General features: G+C 40.1%; 10 protein-coding genes. 4 read left to right on the top strand and 6 right to left on the bottom strand.

Translation table 11 applies throughout. The features are described 5' to 3' along the window. Positions 1–263 precede the first annotated feature (263 nt). Positions 264–1,796 carry an FAD-dependent oxidoreductase gene (locus P402_RS0103340; protein ID WP_026827409.1) on the bottom strand — a complete coding sequence of 511 codons (1,533 nt, stop codon included), beginning with the start codon at positions 1,794–1,796 and terminating at the stop codon, positions 264–266. A 496-nt stretch (positions 1,797–2,292) separates the two neighbouring features. On the opposite strand from P402_RS0103340, the gene P402_RS16175 reads away from it, so the two are divergent. Both P402_RS16175 and P402_RS0103330 read left to right on the top strand, forming a co-directional pair. After that, positions 2,293–4,002 carry a hypothetical protein gene (locus P402_RS16175; RefSeq protein ID WP_051525112.1) on the top strand — a complete coding sequence of 570 codons (1,710 nt, stop codon included), beginning with the start codon at positions 2,293–2,295 and terminating at the stop codon, positions 4,000–4,002. Positions 4,003–4,116: 114 nt separating this feature from the next. Beyond that, positions 4,117–4,938: a hypothetical protein gene (locus P402_RS0103330; RefSeq protein WP_026827408.1), complete on the top strand. Its 822-nt coding sequence runs from the start codon at positions 4,117–4,119 to the stop codon at positions 4,936–4,938. Positions 4,939–5,318: 380 nt separating this feature from the next. On the opposite strand, the gene P402_RS0103325 is transcribed toward P402_RS0103330, so the two are convergent. Together P402_RS0103325 and P402_RS0103320 are read right to left on the bottom strand one after the other, a co-directional pair. Continuing rightward, a complete protein-coding gene (locus P402_RS0103325) occupies positions 5,319–6,224 on the bottom strand; it encodes a hypothetical protein (RefSeq protein WP_026827407.1) in 906 nt (301 codons plus the stop codon). A 21-nt stretch (positions 6,225–6,245) separates the two neighbouring features. Beyond that, a complete protein-coding gene (locus tag P402_RS0103320) occupies positions 6,246–7,469 on the bottom strand; it encodes a hypothetical protein (protein ID WP_026827406.1) in 1,224 nt (407 codons plus the stop codon). An 87-nt stretch (positions 7,470–7,556) separates the two neighbouring features. Here P402_RS0103320 and P402_RS0103315 point away from each other — a divergent pair, with 87 nt between their 5' ends. Both P402_RS0103315 and P402_RS0103310 read left to right on the top strand, forming a co-directional pair. Then, a complete protein-coding gene (locus P402_RS0103315; protein ID WP_034769661.1) occupies positions 7,557–8,303 on the top strand; it encodes a zinc ribbon domain-containing protein in 747 nt (248 codons plus the stop codon). Next, entirely contained in the window at positions 8,300–8,983 is a 684-nt protein-coding gene (locus tag P402_RS0103310; RefSeq protein WP_026827404.1) for a hypothetical protein, read from the top strand. The genes P402_RS0103315 and P402_RS0103310 overlap by 4 nt, the downstream gene beginning before the upstream one ends. Before the next feature lie 41 nt (positions 8,984–9,024). On the opposite strand, the gene P402_RS0103305 is transcribed toward P402_RS0103310, so the two are convergent. From P402_RS0103305 to P402_RS16970, 3 genes are read right to left on the bottom strand one after another with little or no spacing between them, the layout of a single operon-like run. Continuing rightward, entirely contained in the window at positions 9,025–10,755 is a 1,731-nt protein-coding gene (locus P402_RS0103305) for a zinc ribbon domain-containing protein (RefSeq protein WP_160168604.1), read from the bottom strand. Beyond that, positions 10,752–11,174, bottom strand: coding sequence for a zinc ribbon domain-containing protein (locus P402_RS0103300; RefSeq protein ID WP_012371479.1), 423 nt, complete (start codon positions 11,172–11,174; stop codon positions 10,752–10,754). Before P402_RS0103300 ends, P402_RS0103305 begins: the two co-directional genes overlap by 4 nt. A gap of 19 nt (positions 11,175–11,193) precedes the next feature. Further along, on the bottom strand, positions 11,194–12,444 hold the full coding sequence (locus P402_RS16970; RefSeq protein ID WP_235188813.1) for a TcaA 3rd/4th domain-containing protein: 1,251 nt from the start codon (positions 12,442–12,444) through the stop codon (positions 11,194–11,196). Between the last annotated feature and the right edge of the window lie 262 nt (positions 12,445–12,706).

The following is a 12,706-nucleotide window of genomic DNA, read 5'->3' as shown; positions in this document are numbered from 1 at the left end:
ACCTGTAAACGGCGTCCGTGACGGTGAATTCGTAACATCCACATGAAGATCGACCCGACCGATATAGTTAAACGCTTGAATATTTTTAATACCAGGTAATTATAGCACATAAAAAATCGGATTGAATATTAAATTCTGATATCATTCGAATTATTTAAGGTCAGACGGACATAAAACTATTGACTCTCCAACAATAGAAAGTTTCAAGATATCTCTTCCAATTCAATTAAAAAACCGTCTCTGGTACCAGAGACGGCTTAGGATTAATTCAATTTTTTCAACGGTTTTACCGCCGGACCTTCTAATACATTTCCCCGGTAATCAAACCGCGAGCCGTGACACGGACAATCCCATGACCGTTCCCCGTTGTTCCATTTGACGTCGCATCCCATGTGCGTACACGTCGTCTTGACGAGATGCAACTCACCTGACTCATCGCGGTATCCTCCGACCGTCTTCCCGGCATGACGGACGAGTCCGCCTTCATCGATGCCGAGGTCGTCCGCTGATTGACTGGCGCGACTGACTTTCCCCTTCAACAGTTCAATCGCAACATCGGCATTGTTCTTCGCGAACTGTTTGGCATCCTGTTTATGCAACTTCGACCGGTTCGGATCAAACAATCCCCGGAAACGGTTCGGCGTGCCCGTTAATAAATCAGACAAAAGCAGTCCTGCTGCAATCCCGTTCGTCATTCCCCACTTCGCAAATCCGGTCGCAACAAGGATATTCGGATCATCACTCGTCATCTGTCCGATGTACGGCACTTTATCAAGCGAAATCAAATCCTGGGCCGACCAGAATTGCTCGATTTGGGCGACATCAAATTCACTCTCTGCGAAATGAGCCAATGCTTGATAGTTGGCTTTCGTATCCGTCTGATGGCCCGACAGATGATTTTCCCCACCGAACAGTCCGAGTCGTTTCCCGTCCGCTGTATGCGTATGACGGAACGAACGGCTTGGTTTATCGGCACTCATGAACATGCCGTCTGGGAAATCTTCCGGAACAAGTCCCGATACGATATAAGAACGATGTACCTCGAGTTTCGAGAAGTACAGCCCTTTGAAATCATTGAACGGAAAGTGTGTCGCGACAATGACTTTCTTCGCCTCGATCTGATGACCGGATTCAAGCAGCACCGCCGGCGTCCGTTTCGATTCAACGGACGTCGCCCGTGTCTGTTCATACAGCTTCCCGCCTTGCTCAGTGAAATAACGGGCGAGACCAAGTAAGTATTTGACTGGATGGAACTGGGCCTGATTACGGATAACAAGGGCCTGTTCGACCGGATACGGCAACTTGGCTTTGACCTCTTCCGTCGCATCTCCTCCATTGATACCAAGCCGACTGTAGGCATCCGCTTCCTTGGCCAGTTGCTTGTGTTTTGGTCCGGTTGACGCGACATAGAGATACGCATCCTGTTCTTCAAGCTCACACTCAATTCCAAGACGTGTTGTCTGATCACGCAGGAAACGAATCGCTTCTTCATTCGCTTCGTGGTATAGCCGTGCCTTCTCTTCGCCGAATGTCTGGATCAGTTCGTCATAAATCAAACCGTGCTGCGACGAGACTTTCGCTGTCGTATATCCGGTAGTCCCGCTTGCAATGCGGTCGGCTTCAATCAACGTCACGTTATAGCCCTGTTCGATCAGTTGAACGGCTGTCACGAGTCCGGCAATTCCGGCCCCGATGACGACGACATCACTCGTCAGATTATCGTCTAGCTGTGGATAAGTTGAAGGTTCAATCGAAGTCCGCCAGTACGATGTTGGAAATCCATCCAGTTGCTTCATTTTGTCCGCCTCCGTAAATGTCAGTTTTTGCTTTCGAGCTAACAGTTACAGTTACCCTTGTTCTTTTGAAAACATACATAAAATATATATTTTAAATACTTATCAATCAGATAACATAACAGCATTCAATCCATTCACCAAACACAACAATATTCTCTACAAGTAATGGATATCAAACCGCCTTCCGTATTTCTTTTCCAATATCGAATGAAAAATCGCATGAATACAAGGTTATTGAAGAGTAACCCTACAAAAAATTTTCACACTAAACTGATTTCGAATAAATCATTTACTATTCTAATAAAAAATCAAAGAAAGAATAAACTTACTTTTATAGAATTAACATATATTGCTAATAAGACATTTTTGTGAATTATTAACTTTTAAAAAATCATCTTATCCGAGCTAATTCGTGCAGCAAAAGAGACTCTAATTATTTAGCTGTCTATATGCTCTCTCTGTATCTCTTCCAAATAAAATATGACGAGGTGTTCCCATGAATACAATAGAGACATACGGTCTTGTGCAAAACTTAAAAACAAACCAACCAGTCAGTACTTCAGAAAAATTTCCTGTAAAAGATCTTTTAAATCAATATCAGGAAGTGATCATCAAAAGTTTAATTACTTCCTTTGGATTAGATCTTTTATTTGTAAAAGATCGTCACGGCGGAGATGTGGATACCATTCATAACGTCAGAGCTATGCAAAATGGTGATTCTCAGTTCGAAGGATATGCTAACGAAAACAACCAACGTGATTACGAGGTACAGAGCAATTACGATAAATCAACCTCTACAAAGTATCACAGTCAGAAAAACTATATTGATCGCAACAGAGAAGGCGCTATCCAAAAGGATCAAGGTGTTTTAGAAGATGCTTACACAGGAAAAAAGATTTCCCGTAATGAAAAAATCGATTTGGATCATGTTGTTTCTGCTAAAGAAATCCAAGCGGATGCTGGTCGCATCCTAGCCGGTGCAGACGGTGTTGAACTCGCCAACCAGTCCACCAATCTAAAGCATACGAACCGTTCCATCAATCGTTCAAAAGGCGCCAAAACCACAAAACAGTTCAATGATTCATTAGATAACATGCGACCTGACAGACAGGAACGAATAAAAGAACTTTCCAGTCAGTCTACTCTCGACGACCGTGAAAAAAAAGAATTGAATAAACTCATTCAGTTGGAATCAGTTGATGCAAAAAAAATGGAGAGTGCCGAGAAAGAAGCACGCGATAGCTATGACAAACAACTGGAGAGTAAATACTACACGAGTACTAAATTTTTGAATGATACCATCAAATCTAGTTATAAACTCGGTATTAAAATGGGTTTAAGACAGGCATTAGGTGTGATTTTAGCTGAGGTTGTGATGATAGTAAAATCAGAGTTACCCCTCTTGATCAAAATGATGCGAACTTCTTTTGATTTGAAACTATTCTTTAGTGAAATGGCGAATATCATGAAGACTGCGTTCAAACGCGTCTGTAAAAAGTACAAAGAGATTATTCAGGGATTTAAGGATGGCGTGCTGTCAGGAATTTTATCGTCGTTAGTGACAACTTTGATCAACATATTTGTCACATCCGCAAAAAACATCGTAAAGATTATCCGTGAAAGCTTATCTACTGTTGTAGAAGCTTTGAACGTACTAATACTCAATCCCAAAAACTTGCCGCATGGTGAAGTCATTAAATCGGTCGCCATTCTCATTTCTACTGGCGCCTCGATTATTTTAGGAACCGTTGTTATGGAGGCTATGAGGAAAATTCCCGCACTCAATATCCCGATCATCGGGGATGTATTAACAACATTCGTAGGCGCAAGTGTCACGGGTTTGATGAGTATCAGCTTGATTTACTACATTGAGAATTCAAAGAACGTAAAAAGGATTATCGATTGGCTGAATCAAGCTAAATCTTCAATCGATTATAAATTAGATGACTTTAGAAAAATCAACGATGACTTACTTCTATATGTAGCAGAGCTTGAAAAAATTGATTTAAATCATTTTTCAACACAAGTCGAAGTGACTAAGGAAATTGCACTTCAAATGAATGCTGCGCACTCGGATGTAGAAATCAATCATACGCTTTCAAAGATTGTCCAAAAATACAACATTCATTTGTCTTACGATGGGACCATCGATGGATTAACAGATTTCATGAATGATTCAACTAGTAAGCTACAATTTAAATTATGATTTTTCATACGACCCATTTTAGTTATCTTAAACTGTGTAATTACATTATTTAGAGACAGACGTGTTGTGTAAGTGAATCAGCAGATCAGCACTTAAAAAGGAGATGTGTTTTAAATGCCACTTCCATTTATATCTAAGAAAATCAAAATAGGATCAAATATAGTCACACAAAAAGTAAAACAGCTTAAAAAACCGCAACAAATTGTTGAAGCCTCCGAGAATAGGTACAATGCTTATAAACACGATCTTACTAATGTCGAACAAGAAACGTTAGCACAGTTGGCTTCATTGGAAAAACTTGAGGTTAAAATTTTCAAGAGTTTTCAACGATTTTCAAATGCATTCGAACACATCAAAAACCGACCAGAGTTCGAACAGAAAAGTAATGATACGTTTACTATACCCAAACATTCTTTTACCGATTTCAAAAGAGTCGAAGAATTCCAATCAGAGATGCATAAAAAAATCATGACCATCTCGATGATTTCTTTAGTAGGAAGCTTCTTTGCATTCGGTTCAATACTTAAAGAGTTAAAGAATAATTCGAGTTTAGAAAAAGCACTTGAAGTTCAACAAGAAGTCGATCAAATCATTACATCAATCAGAAAATCACATGATTTTTTAAGACGACTCGATGTGCTCGCTATTAAAATGGAAATACATCTCAATATGATTCATAAAATCTATCGTAAACAAGTATATTTACTAGAGACTTTAGTCGAACACAATAAAGATTATACTTCTTATTCTTATGAAGAAAAAATGCTGGTTGATACGAACATCAAACTGGTTGCGATACTTTACAAATTAACGAATCAGGACTTGGCGCAACAAGAAGAACAGTCAGAAGATATACCTATTTTATTGGATGATCAGGCGAATGACTTGATGCTGGAATCACAACAAGCGGTTAATGCACTAAATATCGTAAATTAACTTTGTATGAATAAGTAGTTACCGAACCCCTTGATCAGTAAACAGTTACGAAAAGTAACATTTTACTGATCAAGGGGCTTTTCTATAGCTTTTTTCATTTTTTATAAAAATACTTGTTAATTCGGTTCATCAACACAGGGTATGTTTCTGGCTACCGAAACTTCGCGCTCTTCTTTTTCAGATTTTGTCTTGAGCTTGTTCGTTAAAACAGCAATCACGTGTTATGGTGATGAACCATTATTTTGGATTACTATTTATTTGATTTCTTTCATCAATTGATTATTTAGTATTCATACAATACCTGGTTATTTTTTTGCGTATAAAAAATGACTCCGAAATTTTTTCGAAGTCACTGCATATCATATTTACTTCTTATCGCTTTAACGAACCGTAAACTTCACTTTATCTGCTTCTCCATAAGCATCCGGCTCAAACGTCCAACGCTCGACACCAGTCTTGACTGCCTTGAAATGATAGCCTTCCATTTTGAGACGACCTTCACCTGATGAAAGCGCGCGATAAACGTATGGCGTCGTATCATCTTTGTATTCGCGGACAATCGCAACCGATTGCCCTTTCTTTAGGCTAATATTGTGTGGACTTGTTAAATACGTATAACCTGCATATCGGTCTAACGTCATATATTTCGAAACTTTCCCGGCGACTTTCCGATCGTCTGCTCCTGTTCCGTAACGATGTTTTAACTTCGTTCCTTTGTAGGAGTAGACATCGTGAACGATTGTCATCGACCCGACATATAATTTTTTATCTCGAATGACCGCTTTACCAAATCCATAAGATTCTTTTGCCTCAAAAATCTTTTTAATCTTCTTTCCGTCTGTCGATCCTAATAAAACGGGTGTGAAATATCCGCCATTTCCACCAGTCGGTCCAATCACCAACTGTTCTTTTTTCGTATCTATCATCTTTCCTTTAGCACGCACTGCATAATAATCCGTATCTCGATCTGTGTATGTATACACCGTCGACCATTTTTTCTTTTTCGCATCATATTTTTGAGCTTTTCCGATTACATCGTTCATATACGTTTTTGAATTAAAGCGTTCGTATAAAACAAACGTTTCCGGATACTTTCCCCCGAGTAAATAAACGGACCGTACATCAATCGGCTTATATCCGCCTGAGAGTTTACTTTTTTTTAATGAAGCGAGTTGTTTATCGACAATCTTGTTTTCTGATTTACTGAGTGCCGCTGCCGAATCCATCTGGATAGGCAAGAGACTGATTAATAGCCCTGCCGCTGTAAATAATACTATTTTTTTCATTTCAATTTCCTCCTCGATTGGTTAATAGCGTTCTGCATCATTGACGCTAAATGAACTTAATTGTTCGGTACTCTTGATAAACCATTGTTCTTGATCCAGGTCATATTTGAGATGATATCGAAACGGTACATTATCGCCGGGATCTTCTTCAACGAGCGAATCGTCTTCATCGTAATAATCGCCTACATAATAAGAAATCGCTTCAATCGTAGCCGATAAATCGGTCGCATTTTCACTGATCTTAATGGACGACGGTGAATATTCAATACTGTCAAAATATCCTTCCCAATAAACGCCTCTCTTTTCTAAAGAGTTATAGTAACTTTGTTGTCTTGCCAAATAGTCAGGTTCTGTGTACAACGTAAAATAAGACGTATCCATGCTCTCATATGCACTTTTCCATTCACTGGCATGATCATTGATGGTACTGATGATGTCGTCCTTCACAGATTGTCTCACTTCCATACCGCGACCTTTTGCTGAATCAGAAAGCGAAGTTCGATTCGTCACTAACCAATCCTGTCCTGACTTTATCAAGTCTAGTTGCCAGACGATTGTACTCGAATCTGGTCGTTCATGAAAATAAGGCTGATAAGAACGAGAAGAATAATCCACTGTCACTTTCGCCGTCGCTTGATCACCTTTAATGACGATATCGCTTTGAGGAATAGCATTCGTCGTCAACTCACCATCGAAGACATATCCACCGTTGATTAAATCATTTAAGCTGCTTTGGAAACCTTGATTGTACGTACTCGTACTTACAGAAAGACCTTTAACCGTTCGGTCAGTCAATGCATCTTCCAACTCCCGAAAGAAAATCTCGGAAATATCACTGATTTGTTCATACGATTCCTCTAAATTTGTATCTTCTTTCGTTTTACCTTTTTCTTTGGAAGTCGATTCTTTTTTATCTTCCTCTTTCGCTTCTTCTTCCCCTATGACAAATGTGGCATTCGACTTGGGTTCGTTTGACTTTTTAGCAACAACATCTTCTTCCATGCCCCAGTAATAATAGGCACTTCCACCAATTCCTGCTATCAAAAGAAGGCTTAGAATTCCGACACCTCTTTTATTTCGCTTTTGCTTTTGTTTTTTTTCATATTTGATAACGACGTATGCCCGTTCGATTTCTGTACGTTCTTCTGATTCTTCAGGGTGTGCTATTAACTTTTCTTCATAAGCTTTGTCTAAGTCTTTCATACTCGATGTTCTTGATATGCCTAATCGTTCGTATGGATCCATAATCACTTCTCCTTTTATGAAAATTTTGTTATTTTTATCTTTATTTTACATTATAATAACCATGGTAAGAAAGGAGTGCACACATAGATGGCACATTGTTTAAATTGTCATACCCCTATGAATGACCAAATGATTTTCTGTCCTGTTTGTGGACAAAAGAATGCTAGAAAAGGGTCACGTTTTTCTAAAAAATCTTGGGTGTTGTTTTTACTTGTATTCCTACTTTTAGTTGGAGGAGGCGTTTTTGCCTATACAAGCTATCAGTCCTCACAACCTTTGTTTCAGACAAGCGAGTTGACTCGCTCCGAAGCTGACCGCGATGAGGTATTGCCTCAAGGGTTCTCAGGCACGCAGCGTAGTCAGTTAGCAGATGAGGAACTAGAAGACTATCTCGTATTTGACTCCGCTTCACCGGATTCGCTTTATCGTTTCCTAAGCACCTATGCCCAATGTCTTCCTTCTATTGATAAAAAAGATGGGGACTGGAGCTACTACGATTCGAACATCGAAGATTATAGTCCTTATTCCGATCTTTTCTACGGTGAAAAGGATTTGACAGATGATGAGCTTAATTCTTTTGGAAATCGTTTAGCTTTTTCTGAAGATGATCCGTATAGTTATGTGACATTACAAGATATGACGTTCGATTCAATCGAATTAATAAAAAAAAATCAATTCGATGTTCAAACAACCGAAATCTATTCACGTAAAGGTTTTGAAGATGAAGACCAACAGCTACATAAGACGATTACGAACTATGAATTAAGTTTCGAAGATGGAGCATACACAATCACTTCAGTTAAACGCTCATTTAAGAAGGAGATCAAATCATGATGTTACGAACAAGTCTTACGATTGTCTTCACCGTTTTATTAAGTGGTTGTACAAATGAGTCTGCTAACTTGTACATGAAACAAAGTGCGCAAAGCACACTAGAAGGTGAGCTCGAACAAGAAAAGCAATGGTTTGAAAAAGCAAAATTAGAAGGTGCGACCGACAAACATCTGATTGCTCTGAGTCAGCAACAAGAGGCATTTCACGATCTTGAAGCCGCTATTTATATGAATCAGACTACAAATGCTGTTAAGTTTGCTGAACGTGTCATGAACCAAACATTCGGTGATCGATCACTTGCGAATCAAGCTTCAACATATCATCGAACTTTACTGAAAATCGAACGTGAATTTAAAGATTTTCAAGGTACCTATACTTACACGACGAGTGACCAAGGGGAGTATGAGCAGGATTACTCAAATGCGACAATCGATGTCAGTACGTATCCTAATCGAAAAGCAACATTAACCCTTCATGATGTACTTGACTATGAAGGTGAACCTCTCGATGACTTTGAATATACAGGTCGCTTTGATTCGGAAAACAGTTTAATGGTTTATTTTTATGAATCATCACTTGAAATCACTTTTGACGAGGATGGTCATTTAACCTTCCGAGATTCCGGTATTGAAAAAGACTCTACTGTCGACTTTGAAAAGTCAAAAAATCAGTCTTTATGATAAAACGCTTGTCTTCATATGGAGACAAGCGTTTTTGTGTATTACGCTTTCGTACCTTTCAAACGTCGTAGTCCATATCCTGCTAGACCACCGAAGAATGGGAAGAGGAAGAGCATGAAAGCATTCCAAAGTGTCAGGCTTGAAATAACGACACCAGCCATGAGATCTCCATCCCACTGAACTTCTAGTCGAGTCTGTGTGAAATATGCCAATATGAGACCTCCAACTAGGAAGACACTTCCGTAGACGACCGTAGCATGTAATGTTCGTATCCAGCGGAAACCTATCCCTATATGGATGGCAAACATGAGAAGAAGAAAAATTAGTCCGTATGGTGCAACGCTTGTTCGAAGAAGCTGTTCTTCTTCAAAAGGAGATGAACTATCGGCTATTTGAATCATACGAGATACAAGACCAATATCGACTGTTTCATCAAAACGTGTGACTTTTGGATCGAGCGTTGGATCATTCCCATTCTCAATTTGATTGCCTACAATGTCTTGAATCCGACCAAGACCCGATGCCTCTTCTGCTTCTGTGACGGGTTTTTGTAAGTCGTTTAACCGGTCTTCTCCGTATAAGGCGGCGCCAAGACGGTATTCTTCTGTTAAGACCGTCATTTTAAAATCAACTTGACCCGCTTGTGACATTACATAGATTGGTGAAGCACCACTTAAGAGCACGAGACTTGTCGCCTCTCCAACTGCTGCATCATCTAGTTCATCTAGTTCGTTTAGATAATAGAGTTGTCCGATTGATGTCAGAAGGACACCTGCTAAATAAATACTCATCAGAGTCATCGCAGCAACCCGACCGACTTGCCAAGATCCGCGTAATTCTTTTTGTCCAATAAAGAGGAACAATAGGACGCCAGAAAACGAGATGAAGAAAGTCCGTAAGATGCCTTTTAATAGATGAAGATCAAAAATACCAAAGTCTGTCGCAAATAGTCCGACTAGTAAAGCAATCAGAGATAATGTCAGCGAAAAAACGAAGGTTCGTTCAATTCGTTCGTTCCATGAGACTGCCTTCCCCCCAACGACTCCACCTCGTTCCAGTAACCAAGCACTACCAACTAGTAAGAATAGACCGGGTAACGAAAGAAGAAGATGACCGGAGAAAATATGAAAATCCAACTGATTGACTGCTTTCTGGATTTCCGATAAGTATTCGGCATCTCCGCGCGATACTTCCGTGATCAACCACGATTTTAAGTCTTCACTTGATGTCAGTTGAAGACCTGCCAGCGATACAAATAACAAGAAGAAAAAGAGACCAACCGCACTATAATCACTTCCGATATTCTGTTGAGCGGCCTTTAATGAATCAAGGGAGGCTTCTCCACTAACAAGACCCAGAATAATGAACAGTAAAACGATGATTGCTGCGAAACAAATCAGGGCAGCTACGCTTCCGACTACTAAACTTGGATTCGAAGTCGACAGATCAAAGCGTGACAAAAATGTTCTTCCCCGCTCTTTCCACGTTAAGTTCGTACCCCAATTTTGTGTCTTCCATTTTTTACGGATATCATCCATGCCCGGTAAACGATCTACGATTGAACCTTCTGACGTTGCTGCCACAAGTCGCGAATGGCCACAACTAGGACAATAAGAAGAACGACTATCCATCTGATGTCCGCACCCAACACAAAAGTGAGCTGCTTGTTCAAAGCGAATCGGTCGTAACTGTTTATCGAGTACTGTCCCGTCTACACTACAATACTGAGCATGTTGAGCATGAGCTTTTCCACAGGTCGAGCAGTACTTCATACGTGTTGCCCCATTTCGGATCCACAGCATGTACAGTATTGTTGATCGTTCCGTTGCGGTGTATGACAAGTAGAACATTCCACCTTCATCTGATCGGTTTCTCTAGGAACGGCTGTACCGCACTTACCGCAAAATTTTGCACCCGGTTCTAGTGCAGTTCGACATGATTTACATTGCTTTTGCGCCGCCTCAACTTCCATTTCTTCAATTCGTGATAATGCACCAAATACAAGCACTTCCTGCGCCAAAATGTCTTTAATTTCATCACGGCGCCCTTCACTTCGAAGCTTCATGTAATGCCGCTCTCCGATTTCGTACAAAAGACGTCCTTTTTCGCGTCGAGCTTGTTCGGCATTCTCATGCAGTTCTTTTGGTGTCATTTCTTGAAAGCGTGATTTTATCATTTTCCAATCCATCATCTGTGTTTCCTCCCTGATTTTACTTAATGTTCGTAGCTTGCTGAATTCTAAAACTCTCTTCATAACTATCAGAATCCGGAGCGACTCCATACGTGAAAAGGTACCGGAAGAGTGATTTTGATGTTGACTTTCCAGGGGATTCACTATCATACGAATAAAGTTCGCCACGGATATACGTCGTTGCCATTAATTCGATTCCGACCGTATCACCATATTCAACAAACTTTGCAGAAGAACGATCAATCGAGGCACTCATGAACTCGCCATCCCATTCCAAATCTTTTCTACTCCAGTCATCGTAATTTTTTTGTTGCTTCGCTATATAAGAAGCATCATCGACTAGTGTGAAGTAACTCGTATCCTGATAGTTCGCTGCATCGACCCAATCGGAAGCATGTTCTTCAACGACTTGCTCGATTTGATCAAGAGTAGCTTCCGATGGTTGAAATACAAAATCGACTTTTTTCGTATTTGGTTTGACGAGGACGTCTTCTGACGTTTCATCCCCCCAGGCAAATTGATTTTCGATAGCTAAAGTAATCCCGTTCTTCGGAATCGGTCCGTATGAATCAAGTTCCGAGATCGTCTTCGATGTTACTTTTCCATCGACGATTAAAAACGCGTCTGGATAAGTTTGATCTAAGGAGACGGCGTTTCCTTTTAAGGTGATTTCATATTTTCGATTCGAAGCATCTAAGGTTAACGGATTGATGATGACTTCACTTGACTCTTTTCCATACTCCCCATCGTAGGCAATTTTGGCATCCGTCAGTCCCGGGTATATGCCATCCATTTGAATACCATCTGCTGACGCCTTACTACTTTCTGTCCCGACCGGATTAACAAGCGTCACTTTTGTTCCTTCAAAGTTACTGATGACTTCCGTTCGCACTCCCTCTAGCTGTAAACGATAATCCTTGAAGATTCCAAACTGACGTCCGTCCGCTACAATTTGTGCTGGAACATCACTTTCGTTCTCAGCTTGAAGAGATGTCCCCGCCATTAATAAATATTCCATAAATGATTTCTTTTGTTCAGGTGTCTCCTTCAAGGCATCCAGAAAACGCTGAGCCATTGATTGATCGATTTGCTTCCCATTAAACTCCGTATGTTCAGCCAATAACTTCGCATCACCCGAGCGAATGGCATCACGTACTTCATTTGTAGTCGCCTCAACGGTAAACCATTGTGTCGATAAACCATAGTAAGCCCCACCAGCTATTAACAGAAGTACAAGGGCTGACAGAAGAGCTTTTGTTGTTTTATTCATTTTCTTAGATTGAATAGGTTTTTCGTATCTTTCTTTTTCAATATGGTTATTTTCTTCTTCGCGGCCCACAAGAGCATCGCCACAGCTCGGACAAAATTTCAATCCACGCTTCGCGGAATCCGCACAATTCACACATGACATTTCATAAACCTCCTTTTATCTCACACGAATAATCAAACTCTATTAAGTTAAATTTATCCATAGAAGATATTAACACAAAAAAGATATATTTTAACTTTAATTTGTAATAAAAAGAATCTAT

This window comes from Exiguobacterium sibiricum 7-3 (genome assembly GCF_000620865.1).
Classification (GTDB): Bacteria; Bacillota; Bacilli; order Exiguobacteriales; family Exiguobacteriaceae; genus Exiguobacterium_A; species Exiguobacterium_A sibiricum_A.
Note: the sequence above shows the minus strand (reverse complement) of the source record. Positions and strands in the feature narration are given on the sequence as shown.